Source organism: Stenotrophomonas rhizophila (genome assembly GCF_001704155.1).
Lineage (GTDB): Bacteria > Pseudomonadota > Gammaproteobacteria > Xanthomonadales > Xanthomonadaceae > Stenotrophomonas > Stenotrophomonas rhizophila_A.
Genome location: NZ_CP016294.1, coordinates 523945 through 545273, shown reverse-complemented (window position 1 = coordinate 545273; position 21329 = coordinate 523945). Strand labels below are relative to the sequence as shown.

The 21329-nt window shown below is 66.0% G+C and carries 22 protein-coding genes; 11 read left to right on the top strand and 11 right to left on the bottom strand.

All coding sequences use genetic code 11. The annotated features are described in order from the left end of the window. The first annotated feature begins 114 nt into the window (after positions 1 to 114). From BAY15_RS02295 to BAY15_RS02280, 4 genes are all read left to right on the top strand, one after another. A complete protein-coding gene (locus BAY15_RS02295; protein ID WP_068848613.1) occupies positions 115 to 1359 on the top strand; it encodes an efflux RND transporter periplasmic adaptor subunit in 1245 nt (414 codons plus the stop codon). A gap of 120 nt (positions 1360 to 1479) precedes the next feature. Then, positions 1480 to 2169 (top strand): ABC transporter ATP-binding protein, encoded by a 690-nt coding sequence (locus tag BAY15_RS02290; protein WP_068848611.1) that lies wholly within the window; start codon positions 1480 to 1482, stop codon positions 2167 to 2169. Positions 2170 to 2183: 14 nt separating this feature from the next. Next, the gene (locus tag BAY15_RS02285; protein WP_068848609.1) at positions 2184 to 3341 is read left to right on the top strand and encodes an ABC transporter permease; all 1158 of its coding nucleotides are present in this window, start codon (positions 2184 to 2186) and stop codon (positions 3339 to 3341) included. An 11-nt stretch (positions 3342 to 3352) separates the two neighbouring features. Continuing rightward, positions 3353 to 4663, top strand: a complete 1311-nt coding sequence (locus BAY15_RS02280; protein ID WP_068848607.1) for an ABC transporter permease — start codon at positions 3353 to 3355, stop codon at positions 4661 to 4663. Positions 4664 to 4705: 42 nt separating this feature from the next. Here BAY15_RS02280 and BAY15_RS02275 read toward each other — a convergent pair whose 3' ends face one another. Further along, positions 4706 to 5566, bottom strand: coding sequence for a hypothetical protein (locus BAY15_RS02275; RefSeq protein WP_157771672.1), 861 nt, complete (start codon positions 5564 to 5566; stop codon positions 4706 to 4708). Positions 5567 to 5959: 393 nt separating this feature from the next. On the opposite strand from BAY15_RS02275, the gene BAY15_RS02270 reads away from it, so the two are divergent. After that, complete coding sequence (locus tag BAY15_RS02270; RefSeq protein WP_068848603.1) at positions 5960 to 7492, top strand: MASE1 domain-containing protein; 1533 nt, start codon at positions 5960 to 5962, stop codon at positions 7490 to 7492. On the opposite strand, the gene BAY15_RS02265 is transcribed toward BAY15_RS02270, so the two are convergent. From BAY15_RS02265 to yedA, 3 genes are all read right to left on the bottom strand, one after another. Further along, positions 7489 to 7926 carry a hypothetical protein gene (locus BAY15_RS02265; protein WP_157771671.1) on the bottom strand — a complete coding sequence of 146 codons (438 nt, stop codon included), beginning with the start codon at positions 7924 to 7926 and terminating at the stop codon, positions 7489 to 7491. The two genes, BAY15_RS02270 and BAY15_RS02265, sit on opposite strands and share 4 nt — an antisense overlap. 187 nt (positions 7927 to 8113) lie before the next feature. Then, on the bottom strand, positions 8114 to 9028 hold the full coding sequence (rarD, locus tag BAY15_RS02260; protein ID WP_068848601.1) for an EamA family transporter RarD: 915 nt from the start codon (positions 9026 to 9028) through the stop codon (positions 8114 to 8116). Next, complete coding sequence (gene yedA, locus BAY15_RS02255; RefSeq protein ID WP_068848599.1) at positions 9025 to 9927, bottom strand: drug/metabolite exporter YedA; 903 nt, start codon at positions 9925 to 9927, stop codon at positions 9025 to 9027. Before yedA ends, rarD begins: the two co-directional genes overlap by 4 nt. Positions 9928 to 10105: 178 nt before the next feature. On the opposite strand from yedA, the gene BAY15_RS02250 reads away from it, so the two are divergent. Beyond that, entirely contained in the window at positions 10106 to 11440 is a 1335-nt protein-coding gene (locus tag BAY15_RS02250) for an MFS transporter (RefSeq protein ID WP_068848597.1), read from the top strand. Between the two features lie 58 nt (positions 11441 to 11498). Here the strand turns inward: BAY15_RS02250 and BAY15_RS02245 are convergent, their stop codons facing one another. The 4 genes from BAY15_RS02245 to BAY15_RS02230 all read right to left on the bottom strand — a co-directional run bounded on the left by BAY15_RS02245 (position 11499) and on the right by BAY15_RS02230 (position 15879). After that, positions 11499 to 13151, bottom strand: coding sequence for a M28 family metallopeptidase (locus BAY15_RS02245; RefSeq protein ID WP_068848595.1), 1653 nt, complete (start codon positions 13149 to 13151; stop codon positions 11499 to 11501). 85 nt (positions 13152 to 13236) lie between these two features. Next, positions 13237 to 14169, bottom strand: coding sequence for an MBL fold metallo-hydrolase (locus BAY15_RS02240; RefSeq protein WP_068848593.1), 933 nt, complete (start codon positions 14167 to 14169; stop codon positions 13237 to 13239). Positions 14170 to 14206: 37 nt separating this feature from the next. After that, a complete protein-coding gene (locus tag BAY15_RS02235) occupies positions 14207 to 14545 on the bottom strand; it encodes a hypothetical protein (protein WP_068848591.1) in 339 nt (112 codons plus the stop codon). Positions 14546 to 14589: 44 nt separating this feature from the next. Further along, positions 14590 to 15879 carry a tryptophan--tRNA ligase gene (locus BAY15_RS02230; protein ID WP_068848589.1) on the bottom strand — a complete coding sequence of 430 codons (1290 nt, stop codon included), beginning with the start codon at positions 15877 to 15879 and terminating at the stop codon, positions 14590 to 14592. Positions 15880 to 15987: 108 nt separating this feature from the next. On the opposite strand from BAY15_RS02230, the gene BAY15_RS02225 reads away from it, so the two are divergent. Further along, complete coding sequence (locus BAY15_RS02225) at positions 15988 to 16803, top strand: hypothetical protein (RefSeq protein WP_068848587.1); 816 nt, start codon at positions 15988 to 15990, stop codon at positions 16801 to 16803. 80 nt (positions 16804 to 16883) lie between these two features. Here BAY15_RS02225 and BAY15_RS02220 read toward each other — a convergent pair whose 3' ends face one another. From BAY15_RS02220 to rocF, 3 genes are all read right to left on the bottom strand, one after another. Further along, positions 16884 to 17105, bottom strand: a complete 222-nt coding sequence (locus BAY15_RS02220; RefSeq protein ID WP_068848585.1) for a CsbD family protein — start codon at positions 17103 to 17105, stop codon at positions 16884 to 16886. Positions 17106 to 17313: 208 nt separating this feature from the next. Then, on the bottom strand, positions 17314 to 17451 hold the full coding sequence (locus BAY15_RS02215) for an entericidin A/B family lipoprotein (protein WP_068848583.1): 138 nt from the start codon (positions 17449 to 17451) through the stop codon (positions 17314 to 17316). A gap of 189 nt (positions 17452 to 17640) precedes the next feature. Then, positions 17641 to 18564: an arginase gene (gene rocF, locus BAY15_RS02210; RefSeq protein ID WP_068848581.1), complete on the bottom strand. Its 924-nt coding sequence runs from the start codon at positions 18562 to 18564 to the stop codon at positions 17641 to 17643. A gap of 310 nt (positions 18565 to 18874) precedes the next feature. Here rocF and BAY15_RS02205 point away from each other — a divergent pair, with 310 nt between their 5' ends. From BAY15_RS02205 to BAY15_RS02190, 4 genes are all read left to right on the top strand, one after another. After that, the gene (locus tag BAY15_RS02205) at positions 18875 to 19327 is read left to right on the top strand and encodes a roadblock/LC7 domain-containing protein (protein ID WP_068848579.1); all 453 of its coding nucleotides are present in this window, start codon (positions 18875 to 18877) and stop codon (positions 19325 to 19327) included. A gap of 77 nt (positions 19328 to 19404) precedes the next feature. Next, positions 19405 to 19764: a hypothetical protein gene (locus BAY15_RS02200; protein ID WP_068848577.1), complete on the top strand. Its 360-nt coding sequence runs from the start codon at positions 19405 to 19407 to the stop codon at positions 19762 to 19764. A 76-nt stretch (positions 19765 to 19840) separates the two neighbouring features. Then, positions 19841 to 20791: a hypothetical protein gene (locus BAY15_RS02195; RefSeq protein ID WP_068854507.1), complete on the top strand. Its 951-nt coding sequence runs from the start codon at positions 19841 to 19843 to the stop codon at positions 20789 to 20791. Continuing rightward, the gene (locus BAY15_RS02190) at positions 20788 to 21327 is read left to right on the top strand and encodes a GTP-binding protein (protein ID WP_068848575.1); all 540 of its coding nucleotides are present in this window, start codon (positions 20788 to 20790) and stop codon (positions 21325 to 21327) included. Before BAY15_RS02195 ends, BAY15_RS02190 begins: the two co-directional genes overlap by 4 nt. Positions 21328 to 21329 lie beyond the last annotated feature (2 nt).

Below are 21329 nucleotides of genomic sequence, written 5' to 3'. Positions count from 1 at the left end.
GTCACTGCACGGAACCGCGCCGGCCGGGCATCCTGTGCCCCAGCCGGCCCCTTCCGGTTTGCCCGTGACTCCCGTTGCGGTCACACTCGGCCCGATTCCACGTCCAGACTCACGATGAACGCATCCGCTGAACTGCTCAAGGAACTCCGCATCGACCGCAAGAAGGCCGCCGCCCCGCCGCCTTCGTCGCCACGCCGTGGCCTGTGGATCGTGCTCGCCATTGTCGCGCTGCTGGTCCTGGGCTGTATCGCCTGGGTCGTATTCGGCCGCGAACGCCCTATCGAGGTGACCACCGCGCCGGTGGTGGCCATCCAGCAGGGTACCGCCAGCAGCTCGGTGCTCGATGCCAGCGGCTACGTGGTGGCCCGGCGCATGGCCACGGTGTCGGCCAAGATCACCGGCAAGGTTCGCGAGGTGATGATCGAGGAAGGCATGCGGGTCGAAGAAGGCCAGGTCATGGCCACCCTGGACCCAATCGATGCCAACGCCCAGCGCAGCCTGTCGTCCTCGCAGCTGGAAGCGGCCCGCAGCCAGCTGGCCGGCCTGCAGGCGCAGGTGGCCCAGGCCGATGCCGAAGCCGGGCGCCTGCAGAAGCTGGTGGGGCAGCAGCTGGTTTCGCGCTCGCAGTTCGACCTGGCCATGGCCCAGCGCGACAGCCTGCGCGCGCAGCTGCGCACCGCGCAGCGCAACACCAAGGTGGCCGGGGACGCGCTGGCCATTGCCGACCTGGGCGTGGACAACAACATCGTGCGCGCGCCATTCTCCGGCGTGGTCACCGCCAAGGCGGCGCAGCCGGGTGAGATCGTGTCGCCGCTGTCGGCCGGTGGCGGCTTCACCCGCACCGGTATCGGCACCATCGTGGACATGGATTCGCTGGAGATCGAAGTGGACGTGGGCGAGGCCTTCATCGGCCGCGTGCAGCCGAAGATGCCGGTGGAAGCCACGCTCAACGCCTACCCGGAATGGAAGATTCCGGCCGAAGTCATCGCCATCATCCCCACCGCCGACCGCGGCAAGGCCACGGTCAAGGTGCGCGTGGCGTTGAAGAGCAAAGACCCGCGCATCGTGCCGGAAATGGGCGTGCGGGTGAGCTTCCTGGAAGCGGCCGCACCGGCCCAGGCCGCAGCGCCCAAGGGCGTGCGCGTGCCGGCGGCGGCGCTGGTCGAGCGCGACCAGAAGACGGTGGCGTTCGTGGTGGGCGATGACCGGCGCGTGCAGCAGGTCCCGGTCACCGTGGGCGTGGCGCTCAACAACGACCGCCAGGTCACTGCCGGCCTCAGCGCCGGCCAGCAGGTGGTCAGCAACCCGCCGCCGGAACTGCGCGATGGCAGCGCGGTCGTGGAAAAGCAGGCGCAGTAAGCAAGGCGGCGCCGCGACCGGGTCGCGAGCCGACGATGTGCGATTCCCGTGCCGGCCCGGCGCGCATGCGCGCGGCTGCCTGCAGGGCTTCTTCTTCCACCGCATCACGGAGAACCACCCATGTCCACCCTGGTTTCGCTCCGCAACATCACCAAGACCTACCAGCGCGGTCCCGAAAAGGTGCAGGTGCTGCACGGCATCGACCTGGACATCCAGCGCGGCGACTTCGTCGCCCTGATGGGGCCGTCCGGCTCGGGCAAGACCACCCTGCTCAACCTCATCGGCGGGCTGGATACGCCCAGCGGCGGCGAGATCGAGATCGAAGGCGAGCGCATCGACCGCATGTCCGGCGGCCAGCTTTCCACCTGGCGCAGCCACCATGTCGGCTTCGTGTTCCAGTTCTACAACCTGATGCCGATGCTCACCGCGCAGAAGAACGTGGAACTGCCACTGCTGCTCACCCACCTGGGTGCGGCGCAGCGCAAGCGCAATGCCGAAATCGCGCTCACCCTGGTCGGCCTGGCCGACCGCCGCAGCCACCGCCCCAATGAGCTGTCCGGCGGCCAGCAGCAGCGCGTGGCGATTGCCAGGGCGATCGTGTCCGACCCCACGTTCCTGATCTGCGATGAGCCCACCGGCGACCTGGACCGCGCCTCCGCCGAGGAGATCCTGTTGCTGCTGCAGCAGCTCAACCGCGAGCACGGCAAGACCATCATCATGGTCACCCACGACCCCAAGGCCGCCGAGTACGCCACCCATACGGTGCACCTGGACAAGGGTGAGCTTGCACAGGCACCTGCGGCCCACTGACGGAGGTCACTGCGATGAAATATTTCTCGCTCATATGGGCACAGCTGTTCCGCAGCAAAACGCGGACCCTGCTGACCCTGCTTTCGGTGGTGGCCGCGTTCCTGCTGTTTGGCATGCTCGATTCGGTGCGCGTGGCCTTCAGTTCGGGCGGCAGCGTGGAAGGGGCCAACCGCCTGATCGTGGCCTCGCGCCTGTCCATCACCCAATCGCTGCCGACCCGGCTGGAGCCGCAGGTGCGGCAGGTACCCGGGGTGAAGGACGTCACCTACGGCATGTGGTTCGGTGGCATCTACCAGGACCCGAAGAACTTCTTCGCCAACTTCTCGGTGGCACCCAACTACTTCGACGTGTACCGCGAACTCCAGCTGCCACCCGAACAGCTCAAGGCCTTCCAGGACACCCAGACCGGTGCGGTGGTGGGCGAAACGCTGGCCAAGGAGTTCGGCTGGAAGATCGGCGACACCATTCCGCTGCAGGCCACCATCTTCCCGCGTGGCGGCAGCAACGACTGGCCGCTGCAGCTGGTGGGCATCTTCCGTTCCAAGGACCGCACCCTGGCAGCGAATGAAGAACGCCAGCTGATGATGAACTGGAAGTACTTCGACGAGAGCAACGACTACATCAAGAACCAGGTCAGCTGGTTCACGGTCACCCTGGACAACCCGGACCACTCCTCGCGCGTGGCCCAGGCCATCGATGCGATCTCGGCCAATTCGGACCATGAAACCAAGACCCAGACCGAGTCGGCGTTCCAGCAGGCCTTCGTCAAGCAGTTCGCTGACATCGGCCTGATCGTCACCTCGATCATGGGCGCGGTGTTCTTCACCCTGCTGCTGCTCACCGGCAACACCATGGCCCAGGCGGTGCGCGAACGCGTGCCCGAACTGGCCACGCTGAAGACGCTGGGCTTCAAGGACAGCACGGTGCTGACCCTGGTGATGATCGAATCGGTGCTGCTGATCGGGCTGGGCGGCGCCATCGGCATGGGCTTGGCCGCGACCATCCTGCCGCTGCTGGCGCCGAAGACACAGGGTCTGTTGCCGCCGCACGTACCCACCCAGACCTGGTTGATGGGCATTGGCCTGATCCTGCTGATCGGGGTGGTAGTGGGCCTGCTGCCGGCGCTGCGCGCCAAGCGGCTGAAGATCGTCGATGCCCTGGCGGGCCGCTGAGGAGAACCGACATGAAGAAGCAATGGTTGAGCAATCTGTTGTCGGTGCTGCTGCTGGCGGTGATGCTGGCGGTGTGGATCATGCTGCCCTGGCCGGGGGTGCTGGCCGTGGCCGTAGCAGTGGTGTTGTGGCTGCTGTTCACCCGCAGCGGGCGGCTGGCGCTGGCCGCCACGCGCATTGGCGTGGCCAGCCTGCCGCAGCGGTGGGGCGCGTCCTCGGTGGTGGTGGTGGGCATTGCCGGTGTGGTCGGCGTGCTGGTGGCAATGCTGGCCATGGGCCAGGGCTTCCAGGCCACGCTCAACAGCACCGGCGATGACACCACGGCCATCGTGCTGCGCGGCGGTTCACAGGCCGAAACCAATTCGGTGATCACCCGCGATCAGGTGCCGCTGCTGTCCACCCTGCCCGGCGTGGCCAAGGATGCGCAGGGCCGGCCAATGATTTCGCCGGAGCTGTCGCAGGTGGTCAACCTGGTCTCCAAGGGCGACGGCACCGACGTCAACGCGCAGTTCCGTGGCGTGGGCGAAATGGCGTGGGCGGTGCACGACAAGGTCAAGGTCACCGAGGGCCGCCCGTTCAAACCCGGCCTGCGCGAGATCGTGGTCGGCAAGGGCGCGCAGGGCCAGTTCCGTGGGCTTGAGGTGGGTAAGTCGCTCACGCTGGGCAACCAGCAGTGGACCGTGGTGGGTGTGTTCAACTCCGGCGATGCCCATGATTCGGAACTGTGGACCGACGCTGAGACGCTGGCCAACACCTACCAGCGCAGCGCGTGGCAGTCGATCAGCGTGCGCACCGCTGGCAAGGCCGGGTTCGATCAGTTCAAGGCCGGCGTCGCTGCCGACCCGCGTCTGAAGTTGGATGTGGAAACCACGCGGGCGTACTACGCCAAGCAGGGCGGCGGCCTGAACACCCTGATCAAGGTGCTGGGCACGGTGATCGGCGCGATCATGGCGGTGGGTGCGGTGTTTGGCGCGCTCAACACCATGTATGCGGCGGTGGCCACCCGCGCGCGTGAGATCGCCACGATGCGTGCGATTGGCTTCCGTGGGTTGCCGGTGGTCACCGCGATCATGCTCGAAACCATGTTGCTGGCACTGATCGGCGGGTTGCTGGGCGGGCTCGTGGCGTGGGCCATCTTCAACGGCTATAGCGTGTCCACCATCGGCAGCAACTTCAGCCAGGTGGTGTTCCAGTTCAAGGTCTCGCCCGAGCTGCTGTGGAGCGGGCTGAAGTGGGCGCTGGGCATCGGCCTGGTGGGCGGGCTGTTCCCCGCGCTGCGTGCGGCGCGGTTGCCTATAACCACGGCGTTGCGCGAAACCTGATGCATGGAACCACCGTGCCCCCGGAGGGGCACGGTGGATGGATCATTCCGCCCGGCACTCAACCTTTCCTGCGATCCGGGCACAGAGGTATGCAACGGTGGAGGTGCCGAACGCAGGCGTCCCCGTGACTTTTACGCCCGCCCAGCCGGCCCGCTGCACGAAGTAGGGCGCGAGCGCCCGCTCGTAAGGCAGCCTGCGCGCGGTGCCGTCCGGATACAGGAAGTCTTCCGCTTTTTCCTGGATCACCCAGTTCCAGTCCCGCGAGTTCAGATACTCCCACTGGCGCGTCTCGTAATCGAAGTAGAACTCGACGTAGCCGAGCGAGGACGTCAGGATCTTCAGCTGCGCGATCAACGGCGACGCGCCATAGGACTGCGATTCGAACCGCAGGATGCGGCCGTGCTCGGCATCTGCGTTCAAGAAGGCGTAGCGGCTTGAGCGGGTGAGCATGCGCCGTACCGTTTCACGCGCTTCCTCACGCCTGGGATTGAGGTCGGAGACGTGATGCCCCCACAGCAGGGTGTCGCTCTGCGGTTGTTCCATCATCACGTGCGGTGATCCCGGTGGCTGCAGCGACACCGTTCCCCACTGGTCAACGAAAGCGCCCCGGACCTCATTGTAGAGCTTCATCAGCGCGTTGTACTGCGTGCGTATCCACGGTGCTGGCACGAAATGCGTGGCCACCAGCTGCCCGTTCTCGTTGGTGACGTGAAACCCCTGAATGTTGGTCTGGCTTGCGGCTTGGTAAACGTAGTGCGAGCCGATGCCCAGCGAGCGCGCCTTCGCGTACATCTCAGCATCGGTACACATGTAGCACGGCTGTGCGACGGGATCTTCAATCTTTTCCTGCGCCATGCCCTGCAATGGCAATGCCGCCAACAGCATCCACCCCAGATTCTTCATTACCCACTCCCTGATAGCCCGCACACGCGGGTGGTGTGAGTGCAGCATCGTGGGAGTGTCCAGGGATATCGGAATGGATCGAATTGCGCCGCCAGGTGTGCGCCATCTGAAATGATGCGGTCGGCGCGCCCTGGACTACGACCGCGTGTCGTTCATGCTCGTTCAAACGGCACATTGCGTCAGCCCAGCTGTATCGCCAGCGATGCCCATCTGAGACGTCGATCAAACCAACGCTGTGACGAGGCTCAACGGAATCAGTGGAGCGGCCTCGTTCTTGTCCGAAAATTCTGCAATCCCGTTGCGCCCTCCATCTCCGGCCGCTATTTTCGCGCCCTCGAAAGAAACACGCGCCGCAGACTGAATGCGACAGCAGGAAACCACAGGAGGGTATGGATGTCGCGCGACGGACTGATCACGAAGATTCAGTCGGGGATTCTGACCCTCCCCGCTGGACTCCTTGCAGCCACTCTCTACGCCATCGCCTGCTGGTCAACGCGACAGATCTCACTGGACCAGTTCTTTCTGCCGTCCGGTATACGCGTGGCCGCATTACTGATCACGCCAGTTCGCATGTGGCCCTACCTCCTGCTGGGGGAGTACGCCTACTTCGCCGAAATACGCCTTCCGCTGGTAGGCACGTACGGGCTTGAATGGGTATTGGTGTCCTCGGCCTATCAGTTTCCACTCGTCGCACTGATCGTCTACCTGCACCGGCGTGCAGTTTCGGGCAAGAGCCAAGCTTGGATGCTCACCATCGCGGCCACGGCGGCGCTCGCTGTCGGCGTTGGGAATCTCGTGCTGATGCATGCATATTGGCAGTCACCACCGGCGGGCGATGTTTTTGTCATTGCCAGCAGGTTCATGCTTGGACACTACGTCGCCATTCTCACCATTGCCCCCATGGCGGTGCTGTGGAGTCGACGCAAGGAGGTCGATTGGCCAACGTGGCGAGAGCCCCCCAGTACAAGCGCGGCCGCCTCCCTGCTTGCACTTGGCGTGGCATCCATCCTCATCCCGGAGGATGCGTACGCCCACAAGGCCGCGATATTGCTACTCATGGTTGCTCCCATCATCGCCCTTACCTGTATCCAGGGATGGTGGGGGGCGGCCATCGGAATGCCGATGATGTACGTCTTCGTACGCATCAGCACGCCAGTGACCGGGCTTCCCGGATCGTTCGACCTTGACTCCTTCAAGGTGCAGTTGGTTACCGCGCTCTCCGGGACGGCGCTGCTCGCGTTGGGCTCGAGGATCACCGACTACTATCATCAGTATCTGCTGCATGCGAAGGCGGGTCGTCAGGCAATCTCCAACGCGCGCGCCTCCCACATCGCCGGTGAACAGGAGTTGCGCAATCGCGTCGACAGCCTCCGACGCATCGGCGAGCGCCTGGATGCGTCGTTGAGCGACACCATCGATTGGCTCAGGAGCAACGGCCACCACGATGTCGCGTCCAATCTGCTCCATGTGTCGACTGTCCACTCGCGGACGTTCCGGGAACAGACCAGCATGGTTTACCCCACCACGATGGAACACGTAGGGTTGTACCTCGCCATCCAGGTAGGCGGTATAGGCGACGCTTGGGACCAGACAGGTCGCCTTGCCAGATCAAGCCTCACCGGCGACCCATGCCGCCTCAGCCTTGATCTGCAACTGACTGCCTACCGTGCATTGACGGAGGCCGTGTCCCTCTTTCTGGAGCACGAGCGCGGCCCACTGAGGATCCGGGCGCGCTGTGGCCAGTTCGGCGCTACCAGGGGCATCGTGATCACTGTCGGCGTCCTGGATTCACGACACCACATTTCGCGAAGCACTATGACCATGGCGATCGGGCGACTCAGCGGTCGCGCCCAAGCCTACGGCGGCACCATTCAGTGCCGCCGAGATCGGATCCGGATGTTCCTCGCCGACTCGTCCACCTGCTAGGGAATATCGGATACACGCTCAACCGACCACACGGTTGACGGCCCGTGACCGCTGACGAGCAGTTTGAACTCATGGTCACGGTAAGCCTCCACAACATCCGCCACGTGTGGGTAGCGATCCTCCGAAGGGAGCGATATCTGCGTGTCGACTGGGCCAGATGGAAGCACCCAGAAGGTGTCGCCTGACTTTGCCAGGATGAACTCGATGGATCCGGCACTGTCACTGACTTGGAAGTAGTTGACGGCGTCGCGCTCGAAGGCATGTACGCTCCAACGTCGATCCAGACTCAGATTGGCTGATGAGGGTTGGATCTCGCCCAGTCCGCTACGCGCTGGCTTCTGCCCAACACTTGGGCAGCAGAGTGCCCAGGCGTTGAGCGGTGAAGCCATCATCAGGATGAGCGGGCACACGTAACGCGTAGTCAACTTCAACACAGTGGACCTCCAGAGGCTTCATCAGTGGATGCGCGCGATGCTATTTGCGCCCAAAGGCCCACACCATGAAGAATGTCGGAAACGTGGTCGCGCAGCCACGTAGGGAATGGCTCCACGTTCGGAGCGCGGCGCCAATGCAGGTCGTTCACAGGCTGCGTAGAGCCACGCCCTGCGTGGCCGCCGGATGTCAGGCCCGCGCAGGTGCCCGCGAGCGCCACAGGCTGTCGCCTATGAACAGCAGCAGCCCGGTCCAGATCGCGGCAAAGCCGATCGCCTTGGCGGTGTCGAACGGTTCGCGGAAGAAGAACACGCCCAGCAGGAGGCCCAGGCTGGGGGCGATGTATTGCAGGATGCCCACCAGCGAGAGCGGAATGCGCTTCACGCCATAGGCAAATCCGATCAACGGCAATGCCGTCACCGCGCCCCCCAGGATCAGCAGCAGGTCATTGCGCCAGCCCCAGCCGCTGAAGAACGCGCCGCCGTGGCCGTTTTCGCTCCACAACGCGAAGCCGATGGCCGGCAGGAACAGGTACAGGCTTTCGATGCCCAGCCCGGCTACCGGGTCCACCGAGATCATCTTGCGCAGCAGGCCGTACAGCCCGAACGAACAGGCCAGCCCCAGCGCGATCCACGGCGGGGTGCCGGCGTCGAGGGTCAGCCACGCTACGCCCAGTGCCGCGCACGCCACCGCCAGCCACTGCAGGCCGCGCAGGCGCTCCTTGAGCACCACCACGCCCAGCACCACGCTCACCAGCGGGTTGATGAAGTAGCCCAGGCTGGTTTCGATCACGTGCCCGGCGTTGATGGCCCAGATGTACAGCCCCCAGTTGAAGGCGATGGCCATGCTGCTCAGGGCCAGGGTGGGCAGCGCGCGTGGCTGGGCGGCAATCTGCTTCCACCAGCCGGTGCCGTTGCTCAGCAGCAGCCAGGCAACCACCAGCACCGTGCTCCAGATGATGCGGTGGGCGATGATCTGCTGCGAGGGCACCGCCTTGAGCAGGTGCCAGTACACCGGCACCAGCCCCCACAGGGTGAAGGTGAAGGCGGTGATGGCCAGGCCACGGCGCTGTTCCTGCAGGGGCGTCCGTTCCACAGCGCTCATTTGCGGCGGGTCCGTGCCAGGGTCAGCACCAGCACGCCGCCCAGGATGACGCCCATGGCCAGCAGGTCATGCGGGCCGAAATGCTCGTGGCCGATCAGCGCGCCCAGCAGTACGGCGATCACCGGGTTCACGTAGGCGTAGCTGGCGGCCAGCGCCGGGCGCACGTTCTGCAGCAGCCACACATAGGCGGTGAAGGCGACGATGGAGCCGAACATGCACAGGTAGGCCACCGCCAGCAGCCCATTCATGCTGGGCCAGGTGGTGGGCCGTTCGCCGATGGCCAGGCCCAGCGCGACCAGCATCACCCCGCCGCACAGCATCTGCCCAGCGGCGGTCATGAACGGGCTGGGCAGGTCCAGGCTGCGCGCCCAGACCGAGCCGAAGGCCCAGCCGATCGGGGCGATCAGCAGCAGCACCAGGCCCTGCGGCGAGGCGGTGAGGCTGCTGCCGGCGTTGAGCCAGACCACGCCGAGGAAGCCGATGGCGATGCCCAGCCATTCGCCGCGGGTGGCGTGCTGGCCGCGCATGGCGCCGAACAGCGCCATCCACAGCGGCACCGATGCCACCGCCGTGGCGGCCAGCCCGGAGGACACCGTGCGCTCGGCCAGCACCACCATGCCGTTGCCCAGCACCAGCATGGTCAGGCCCATGATTACCAGGTTGCGCCACTGCCGGCCGGTGGGCGCGGGCATGCCGCGCCAACGCAGCACCGCGTACATCAGGCTGCCGGCGACGATGAAGCGGGCGCCGGAGACGGTGGTCAGCGGCAGCGCCCCGCCTTCCAGGGCAAAACGGATGCCCAGGTAGGTAGACCCCCACACCACGTACACCAGCAGCAGGGCCAGGACGACCAGGCCGCTGCGGGGAGCGACCTGCGGAGTTGCGGGGGTGGCGGCCATACGGGACCAGCGGACGGGGGAGAGGCGATTCTAGGCCTTTGCCGGCGGCCCGGCATGCCCTCTGGTGGCACGCTGTCGTGCTGGACCTAGTTACATGGTGCAATGCCCACCGATCATCACGTGGGGTAAGGTAAAAACCAGTATTGCCATTGCTCCACCGTGAGGACCGTTTTCCAACATGAGCACTTCCCCCACCCTGGCCGCGCCCGCCAATGACAAGGCCGCGCTGAAACGCTCGATCTCCAACACCCTCAAGGGTTCGGCGGGCAATCTTGTCGAGTGGTACGACGTTTACGTCTACTCGGTATTCGCGGTCTACTTTGAATCGCAGTTTTTCTCGGCCGCCGACAAGAATTCCACCATCTACGTGTGGGCGATCTTCGCCGCCACCTTCCTGATGCGCCCGATCGGCGCCTGGTACTTCGGCCGCTTCGCCGACCGTTACGGCCGGCGCCTGGCGCTGACCGTGTCGGTGTCGATGATGGCAGCCTGTTCGTTCCTGATCGCACTGACCCCCACCGCCAACACCATCGGTGGCTGGGCCGCGCTGATCCTGCTGTTCGCACGCCTGCTGCAGGGCTTCGCCACCGGTGGCGAGTACGGCACCAGTGCCACGTACATGTCCGAAGCGGCCATCCCGGGCCGCCGTGGCTTCCTGTCCTCGTTCCACTACGTCACCCTGGTGGGTGGCCATGTGCTGGCGCAGCTGACCCTGTTCACCATGCTGCTGTTCTGGGACAAGCCGGAAATTTCGGCCTGGGGCTGGCGCATCGCGTTCGGCATCGGCGGCCTGGCTGCGATCGTGGTGTTCTGGCTGCGTCGCTCCATGGATGAATCGCTGGGCGAAGACTCCATCGAAGCCGCGCGCGAAGGCCGCGCCAAGGCGTCCGGCTCGATGTACGAGCTGTTCGTGAACCAGTGGCGCCCGCTGCTGCTGTGCTTCCTGATTACTGCCGGTGGCACCGTGGCCTTCTACACCTACTCCGTGAACGGGCCGAAGATGATCCAGAGCGCATTCGCCGGTACCGACGTGATGACCGGTACGCTGATCAACCTGGGCGTGCTGACCTTCCTGATGGTGCTGCAGCCGATTGGCGGCTGGCTGTCGGACATCGTGGGCCGCAAGAGCCTGCTGGTGTTCTTCGGCGTGGGCGGCGTGCTGTACAGCTGGTACCTGATCACCGAGCTGCCGAACCAGCACGACCCGCTGATCGCGTTCCTGACCCTGGCCCTGGGCTTTGTGATCCTCACCGGCTACACCTCGATCAACGCGGTGGTGAAGGCCGAGCTGTTCCCCACCCACGTGCGTGCACTGGGCGTGGGCTTTGGTTACGCGCTGGCCAACTCGCTGTTCGGCGGTACCGCCCCGCTGCTGTACCAGGGCGCGCTGAAGACCGACCGGGTGGGCGATTTCGCCATCTATGTCACGGCGATCATCGCGGTGTCGCTGGTGGTGTACATGTTCTTCCTGAAGAACCACGGCCCGAACTACCTGGATGGCACACGGAAATAACCGGGCCATACTCAGATAAAAAAACGCCGGGGCATGCCCCGGCGTTTTTTTTGTTCCGTCAGCGGCGAGCCGCTTCGCTTTGTTCGCGGGTCTTGCGGAATTCCGAACCCTCTTCCCAATGCGGCCAGCGGCGGCTGTTGGCCAGCTCGGCGCCGAGGTCGTACACCAGCAGGGTGTCGGCGGCATGGCCGGCCGGGTCCCAGGTGGGGGTCCAGGCATCGCAGGCCTGGTGGTAGCAGTCGGCGAAGTACTTCTCGCGCAGCGCCTTGCCGGCGGCTACGCCGCCTTCCAGCTTGTCCAGCCCCGGGCCGATGGTGATGGCCGGCACGCCCAGGCGGGCGAAGGCGAAGTGGTCGGCGCGGTAGAAGAAGCCCGCTTCCAGGTTCGGGTCCGGGCTGTAGCTGCGCCCACGCGCCTTGGCCACGCGCTCCAGGTCGCCTTCCAGCGAGACCCGGCCCTTGCCCCACGAGGCGATGTCGCGGGTGGCGCCATCCGGGCTGAACATTTCGATGTTGATCACCGCGGCAGTCTTGTCCAGCGGCGCCAGCGGGTGCGCGGCGTAGTAGCTGGCACCCAGCAGGCCCTTCTCTTCGGCGGTGAGCGCCACGAAGTACAGGGTGCGCTGCGGCTGCGGGCCGGCGGCGAACACGCGGCCCAGCTCCAGCACGGTGGCCACGCCGGTGGCATTGTCGATCGCGCCACGGCGGATGCGGTCGCCCTTGGCGTCCGGCTGGCCGATGCCGAAGGCGTCCCAGTGCGCGGAGAAGATCACCGCCTCATCGGCATGCGCGCCGCCCGGCAGCTTGGCCACGACGTTGCGGGTGACCACCTGTTCGCGCTTGAGCTTGAACTGCGCCGACAGCGTGGCGTCCCCCAGCGCCACCGGCTGGAAGCCCGGGGTCATCGCCTTGCGCTTCTCGGCCTCGAAATCCAGGCCGGCATCGCGGAACAGCTGCTCGGCCAGGGCGCGCTGCATCCAGCCGCGCACCGGCACGTGCTGGGCCAGGGCCTGGTCCTGCGGGCGCTCGATATCGAACAGCGGCGAGGTGCCCGAGCTCTTCACCGTGGCCCAGCCGTAGGCGGCCGGCGCGGTTTCATGCACGATCAGCACGCCCTGGGCGCCGCGCCGCGCGGCTTCCTCGAACTTGTAGGTCCAGCGGCCGTAATAGGTGACGGCCTTGCCGTCGAAGGCCCCGGCACGGTCCGCTTCGAAATCGGCGTCGTTGATCAGCACCACGGCGATCTTGCCGTGCAGGTCCACGTCCTTGTAGTCGTTCCACTGGCGCTCGGGCGCGTCGATGCCATAGCCGATGAACACCAGCGGCGCGTCCTTGATGTCCACCGCGGCCTGCGGGCGCAGGCTCTGCAGGGTTACATCCTCGCCGTTGACCAGCGTGCGCGCCTTGCCGCCCTGGCGCAGCTGCGCCTTCACCGGGCCATCAACCTGCGCACGCACCATCGGCACCGGCTGCACCCAGCTGCCATCCACGCCACCGGGCTGCAGGCCGGATCTGCGGAATTCTTCGATCAGGTACTGCACGGTGCGCTCTTCACCGGGCGATGCCGGCGCGCGGCCTTCGAACTCGTCCGAGGCCAGGATGCGCACATGCCGCGACAGCGCTTCGGGGTCGATGCCACCGCCGGGCAGGTCATTGGCCGCGTGGGCCAGGCCGCCCACGAACAGACAGGACGACAACAGCAGCATGCGCATCGGATTCACGGCAGGTACCAGAAAAAAACGGAATGCCAGAGTGTAACGTGACACTCCGGTTACCGGGCAGGCCCCGCGTGCGCGCTCAGCGGCGGTCGCGGTCCAGCCAGCAGGCCAGGCCCTGCGCGTTGAGCTCGATATCCATCGCCAGCACCTGCGCCACCGCCGCATCGTCGAGCGGGCAGCCATGGGCCTGCGCGCGTTCTTGGTACAGCACCGTCAGCGCGGCCACCAGGCATCGGTGGCGGTCGGGGCGTCCGTCGCACTGGCGGCCGATGTCCACCATCGCATCGATCTGCTCGACCAGGTCGGCGGCCAACGCGGGAATGTTCTCCACCCGCCCGTAATGGGTGAGGTATACCGCCTGCGGCTGCAGCGCGACCAGCCGCGCGATGGAGTGCTTGAGCGGTTCCGGGTCGAACTGCACCGGCGAGGACGTTGGAATGACGAAGGCGCCGCGTGCACTGTCCAGCTCGCGGTAGGACAGGCCAAAGGTATCGCCGGTGAACACGCTGCGGCTGCGCTCGTCCCACACACATAGGTGGTGGCGCGCGTGCCCCGGCGTGTCCAGGCACAGCAGGCTGCGCCCGGCCAGGTCCACGCGGTGGCCGTCTTCGGCAATGACTACGCGCGCGGCCGGTACCGGCAGGACGGGGCCGTAGCTGCGCGCGATTTCGGCCGCGCCATAGACTTCGGTCGCACCGGCAATGAGCCGGGCGGGGTCGATCATGTGCGGCGCGCCGCGCGGGTGCACCACCAGCTTGGCGTTGGGCAGCTGCTGCATCAGCAGGCCGGCCCCGCCGGCGTGGTCCAGATGCACGTGGGTGAGCACCAGCCAGTCCACCTGCTCCGGCGTGCAGCCGGCACGCGTGAGCGCGGCCAGCATCGCCAGCACGGCCAGGCCGGTGCCGCAATCGATGAAGGCGGCGCGGCCGTTTTCGACGATCAGGTAAGCAGCGTCGAAGTCACTGCGCTGGAACGCGGTATCGATGGTGAAAATGCTGGGGTCGGAGGACATCTGCTCATCCCTGGCAACAGGCGGTGTACGCCTGATTCTAGGCGGTGTCGCCGGCCGACTTCGATGCGGCTTTGGTCGCACGCGCGGCCAGCCAGCCCCCGCGCAGCAGTACCGCGGCCACCATCACCGCCAGGAACGCGCCGTAGGCATACAGCACCGCCAGGACCTGTCGCCAGATTGGGCCGGCATCGCTCTGCACCACGCCTATATGGTGGCCCCACAGCATGGCCAGGATGCTCAGGACGAAGGCGAGCAGCAGCGCGACGCCGTCGAACAGGCGACGCGCGGCATCGCGTGGCTGGCGCGGGAACAGCCAGTACACGGTCCCCAGCAACACGAACCAGGGCAGGAACAACAACAACGACAACCAGGCCATCGTGGTTTCCTTTGTCTACGTGTCCACCGACCAACGGTCGGTGGCTACCCGCGCAGCTCCTGCAGTGCCGCGAGCACCACATCCACTTCCGCTTCCAGCTTGAACAATTCGCTCTGCAGGCCATCGCCGTGCTCGGTCTGCTTGAGCACGCCGATCAGCTGGCCGGCATCGCGCGGCGAATCGAAGCCTTCGCTCTGGATGAGCAGCGTGCCGTCGCCGGCCTGCAGCTTGAAGTAGAAACGGCCGTCCTTTTCGCGGTACTGCTTGAACAGCGGCGGCGCAGCGCGCGCCACGCCACCGTCCTCGGCGGCGATGTCGCCGGCCGTGGACAGGTCGCGCAGGCCCACCGCGTGGCGCAGCTCCTTCAGCAGCGGAATGGCGTACTGCTCGCGCAGCTGCTGGCCGCGACGGCGCAGCAGCGCTTCGATCTTCTCCGGCTCGGCCATCAGCGCGTCATAGCGCTCGCGCAGCGGGGTCAGTTCGGCATCGATGCGCTCGAACAGCTGCTGCTTGGCATCGCCCCAGCTGATGCCGTCGGCGAACGCCTGCGCGAACGCGGCGGTCTGTTCCGGGCTGGCGAAGGCCTGGTACATCTGGAACAGCGCCGAACCTTCGGTGCTCTTGGGCTCGCCCGGGGCACGCGAATCGGTAAGGATGGAAAACACCAGCTTCTTCAGCTCCGCGCGCGGGGCGAACAGCGGAATGGTGTTGTGGTAGCTCTTGCTCATCTTGCGGCCGTCCAGGCCGGCCAGGGTGGCCACCTGCTCGTCGATCACCACGTCGGGCAACGGGAAGTACTCCTTGCCGTACACGTGGTTGAAGCGCTGGGCGAAATCGCGCGCCATTTCGATGTGCTGGATCTGGTCGCGGCCCACCGGCACGCGGTTGGCCTTGAAGATCAGGATGTCGGCGGCCATCAGCACCGGGTACATGAACAACCCGGCGCTGATGCCGGCGTCCTCATCCAGCTGTTCTTCGCGGTTCTTGTCCACCGCCGCCTTGTACGCATGGGCGCGGTTGAGGATGCCCTTGCTGGCGATGACGGTCAGGAACCACATCAGTTCGGTGGTTTCAGGAATGTCGCTCTGCCGGTAGAACCAGACCTTGTCCGGGTCCAGCCCGCAGGCCAGCCAGCTGGCGGCGATCTCCAGGGTCGAGCGCTGGGTCCTCTCCGGTTCCTGCGCCTTGATCAGGCTGTGCAGGTCGGCCAGGAAGAAGAAGCTCTCGATGCCGGGCGCTGCGCTGGCCGTGATGGCCGGGCGGATGGCGCCGACATAGTTGCCCAGGTGGGGCGTGCCGGAGGGGGTGATGCCGGTAAGAACGCGGGTGGTCATGTGGGAATCATTACGGACAGTTGAACGCCCCCAGTTTACCTGCCCGCGCGCAACCCCGTTGCCCGGCCTGGCGCGTTCAACGGATTACCCAACCGCGAAGGCCCCGCCATGAAACGCCTGACCCTGCCCCTGCTTGCCGTGCTGGCCCTGTGTGGGTTCAAGCCGGCGGTCCCGCCCCGTGCCGATACCGGCCCGGTCACGCTGAGCCTGGTCGAGCGCGACCAGCGCCTGGAACTGCCCGCCTACCTGCACCGGGGCCAGTATTGGGTGGCCGGCCGCCAAGGCCAGCCCTATGCGGTGCGCCTGCACAACAACAGCCCCGAGCGGGTGCTGGTGGTGCTGTCGGTGGATGGCCTGAACGTGATAACCGGCGAGGTGGCCGCCCCGGACCAGACCGGCTACGTGCTGGATCCGTGGCAGAGCGCGGACATTACCGGCTGGCGCAAATCGCGCCGGGAAGTGGCGCAGTTCGTGTTCACCGACCCGGGCAACAGCTATGCCGACCGTACCGGCCGGCCGGACAACATCGGGGTGATCGGCATTGCGGTGTTCAACGAAGCGCCGCGTTACGTGCCCCTGCCCCCGCGCGCACCACCGGTGGCGCGCGCGCAGAACAAGGCACAGCCGCAGGCAGCAGCCGAAGCGGCCGACCGCGCGCTGTCATCGGTGGAGACCACCGGTTCGCGGATCCGTGCGCCCTCCCCGGCACCCGCGCTGGGCACCGGCCATGGCGCGCGCGAAGCGTCGTACTCGGGCAGCACCACGTTCGAGCGCGCCAGCCGGTGGCCGGCCCAGCGCCTGGACCTGCGTTACGACAGCGAGCGCAACCTGGTGGCGCGCGGCATCCTTCCGGCGCGTTACCCGCGCGGCGAGCGTGCACCGCAGGCGTTCCCGGCGGGCTTCGTGCCTGACCCACCCAGGTAAGAAAAACGGGCCGCAGTGCGGCCCGTTCCGGTTTCATACCCTCGTTGCGACCCTATGGCCGCCCTGCCACCGCCGGGGTGTCAGTGATAGTCCGGATAATCCTTGCGCATGGCGGCTTCGAAGTCCTTGACCTCGGTTTCAGCGCGGTCGCGCGCCCAGCCATAGCGTTCCTGCAGCCGGCCTGCCAGGTATTCGGCATTGCCTTCGGCCACCTTGAAGTCGTCATCGGTCAGGTCGCCCCACTTTGCCTGCGCCTTGCCCTTGAGCTGCGTCCACTTGCCGGAAATGATGTCTTTGTTCATGGGTTCGCGTCCTCGTCTTCAACGGCAACATCGCCGTGGAAACAGCTTGCAATACCATGTGTTCGCCGACGGTCAAGCGTGGATGAAGTGCGTGCTCACGTCATTGAATGGAGGGCAGGCCGCAATCGCACACATAAAAAAACGCCGGGAAACTCCCGGCGTTTCTTCGTCCAATGCGGGCCGCAAGTCGCCGGCCCGCAACGTTGGATCAGTTGCCCTTGGCGGCGTCTTCCACCGACTGGCCTGCCTTCTGCACATCCTTGCCGGCACCGGCAACGGTGTTGCAGCCGGAGAGCATGGCCAGCGAGACCATCGACAACAGCATCAGTGCAATTACACGCTTCATAGGGTTCTCCTGATTGATTCAACGTCACTACCGAAATACGGCCCCACCTGCCTCTTGCAGATCGCGGAGGTGTCGGCGCCGTTCCCGGCACTGCCCCCGCGTGAGATGCAATCTGGGGTCTGGCGCGTGCAATCGATGTGAACGCGGCGCGTGGCCGTTCAGCCACGCGCCGGGAAACCCCGCTACCGCTCAGTCGCGCATCAGCGTGGACTTGCCGAACAGGCTCTCCACCAGGTCCACGGCCAGCACTGCGGTGGCGTTGCGGTTGTCCAGCAACGGGTTGAGTTCGACGATGTCCAGCGAGCCCATGCGCCCGGTGTCGGCGATCATTTCCATCACCAGCTGGGCTTCGCGGTAGTTCACCCCGCCCGGTACGGTGGTGCCCACCCCCGGGGCAATGCTGGGGTCCAGGAAGTCCACGTCGAAGCTGACGTGAAGGTGGGTGTTGCCGTCGATGCCTTCCAGCGCCGCTTCCACCGCGCGCTTCATGCCGGCCTCGTCGATGTAGCGCATGTCGTACACATCCACCTTGTGTTGCTTGATCAGGCGCTTCTCTTCCTGGTCCACCGAACGGATGCCGATCTGGCGCACCTGCTGCGGGCAGATCGCCGGGGAATCACCGCCCAGCCTGGTCAGCGCGTCCGGGCCCAGCCCGCACAGGCAGGCCACCGGCATGCCGTGCACGTTGCCCGACGGGGTGACCTCGCTGGTGTTGAAGTCCGAATGCGCATCCAGCCACAGCACGCGCAGGTCACGGCCCTGTTCGCGGCACCAGCGCGCCACGGCGGTGATCGAGCCGATGCCCAGGCAGTGGTCGCCGCCCAGCATGATCGGCAGGCGGCCGTCCTGCAGTTCGGCATAGGTGGCGTCCATCAGCACGCGGTTCCATTCCACCACTTCATCCAGGTGGCGGTAGCCCTGCTCCGGCGGCGTCCACGGATTGCGCGGGCCATCCAGGTTGCCGCAGTCGCGCACGTCCACGCCACGCGCGGCCAAGGCCTCGGCCAGGCCGGCGATGCGCAGCGCCTCCGGTCCCAGTCCGGCACCCCGGGCACCGGCTCCGATATCCGTGGGTACGCCGATCAGGGACACCGCAGGTTGACGATTACTCATGCTGACTCCACACACACGGAAAATCCCACCAGTCTAGTGATCCGGCCGCCAAACCACTCGCGGCGTCGCAGCAGCAGGCGCCGAAGCGCTGACCGCGGGCGGCGCGGAATGACCCGCCACGTCGCATCCGGACCCAGCGCGAAAGCCTTATGTGTCAATGCTTTGACACACACGAAAGGAACACTGCGGTTCATCTTGCGTTGGCCGTGAAGGCAAAAATTACGTGCTACATTTCACACTTCTTCGCAGTACTGATTGACTAACCCGCGCAGGGTTGGTCCGTGTTTTGTCGTGTTTCAGGGGGCAGTACGTGCAGCGCAGCAGCATCCACCAGATCGTCCGCAATGCCAGTGGCGAGAGCCAGCCGGCCCGGCAGTTGTATGACACCGCCGCCATTGAACAGGCCTTCCAGCATGCGCGCGAACGCGAGCGCGGGCTGAGCCTGCTGATGCTGTCCACCGCCGACGGCCGCGCCGTGGCCGAAGATTCCACGCTGGGCGTGGATGGCCGCCGCCTGGCCGCCATGGCCAATTCGTTCCTGACCCTTGGCGAGACCGTCTCGCGCGAGCTGGCGCTGAGCGAAGCGGATTACGCCACCATCTGCACCAAGCTCGGCAACGTGGTGCTGATCCGCATCCAGGCCGACAAGCCGCTGACCCTCACCGCCGTGGCCGGCCATGAGGTCAACATGGCCGTGCTGCTGTTCCACGCGCGCGAATGCGCCTCGCGCCTCGATTCCGTGCTGCGCCCGCGCGCGGCCTGAGCACCCTTCGGTTTTGTTGTGCCCTTCCGGCAGGCATTCGCCTGCCTCTCCCACTGCCTGAAGTAAAAAGGATTTACGTGCCCAATCTCAATCTGGAAAAGCTCAATTCGCTCGCCGGTTTCGTCGGCGCCGCACTGGTCGACGGTGACAGCGGCATGGCCCTGGCCATGGTCGGCGGCGGCAACATCAACCTGGAACTGGCCGCTGCCGGCAACACCGAAGTGGTGCGTGCCAAGCGCCGCGTGGCCGAGCAGCTGGGCCTGTCGGACACCCTGGAAGATCTGCTGATCACGCTGACCACGCAGTACCACCTGATCCGCCCGCTGGAAAGCAATCCGCTGCTGTTCCTGTACGTGGTGATGGACCGCAGCAAGGCCAACCTGGCCATGTCGCGCCATGAACTGAAGGCCTTCGAGAAGACCCTGGACTTCAGCTGATCGCAGGCAGTGCCGCCGTGCCGTGCCCCTGACCGGGCGCGGCGCGGTGGTCGCTTCGGTTGCGCGGTACACCCCCATGAATACCCCCACCCGTTCCTTCCGCATTGCCGCCATCGGGCTGGACGTGCTGCATCACACACGCCTGAAACTGGCCAGTTCGATGCTGCTCGCCGAGCGCATGGAGGTGGTGCTGCAGCCGTGGTCCGGTGATGCCTGCGACCTGCTGGTCATCGGGCTGGATCACGCCGATGCCGCGCGCGCGCTCAGTGAGGCGCATGCGGCCAACGTACCCACGCTGTCGATCGCGCGCCGTTATGCCGATCCCGCCCCGGGGCGGCTGCCACATGGCGCCACCGTGCGCGACATCAACGAACAGCTGTCCAGCCTGCTGCAGGCCGCGCCCAGCGTGGACCGGCCCGCCGACGGTGTGCCACTGCTGCTGCAGCTGGCTTCGTCCACCGGTTCGGACCTGCACCTGCTGCAGCGGGGTGCGATCACCGTGCTGGTGGATACCGCCACGCGCAGCATCGCGCTGCCGCCCACCACGACGCTGTCGGAGCTGGTGGCACAACTGGATGATGTGGCCTGGTCGGGCAGCGTCATCGATGCGCCGACGTTCGAGCACCAGTACGCGTACCGGCTGCCGCATCGCTACTCGTTCGAAGCGCTGTATTTCTGCATCGCCCGCCATCGCCCCCTGCTGCTGCCGGCACCTGCCGAGCACGCACCGATGAAGCTGCGCCATTGGCCGGACCTCAACCCGGATGATGTGCCCAGCACCTGGCTGCTGGCCATTGCCTGCCTGCATGCCCGCCCGTGGCAGCCCACTGCATTGGCGGCAGCTTGCCAGATGCCGCGCAACACGGTGCAATCCCTCTTCTGTGCTGCTGTAGCCAGTGGCCTCGCCCTGACCCAGGAGCCTGCCGTGCCCCCAACTTCCCGCCGCCGTGAGGCCGGTGATTCGCGCTTCTTCTCGTGGGTGGCGCGCCGCTTCGGCCTGAACCTGTTCCAGGGGAGCCCGTCATGAGCCTGCCCGCCAACAAGCTGGTGTTCGTGGGCAGCATGGGCGCCGGCAAGACCACGGCGGTGCGTGCGATCTCCGACGTGGAGCCGGTGAGCACCGAGATGCCGATGAGCGAAGACGCGATGGGGGACAAGGTGGAAACCACCGTCGCACTCGATTACAGCTCGATCGAACTGGATGACGGCGAACTGCTGCATGTTTACGGCGTACCGGGCCAGCGCTACCTGGACTTCATGTGGCCGATGGTGTGCGAAGGCGCACTGGGCGTGATCGTGCTGGTGAGCGCCGGGCATCCGGAGCCGGTTGCTTCCACGGTGGAGCTGCTGCAGGAGTTCTCGCGCATCGCGCCGGAAGCGAGCCTGGCGGTGGGCGTGACGCGTACCGATGAGTACCCGGCGCTGTTGATTCCGGAATTCCGCAATGCGCTGTTCGACGCAGGTCACCGCCTGCCGGTGATGCGCGTAGACGCGCGTTCGGCCACGCAGGTGACGTTCCTGGTGAAATCGCTGCTGTCGTATCGGTACGCCGAGACGAACTGAAG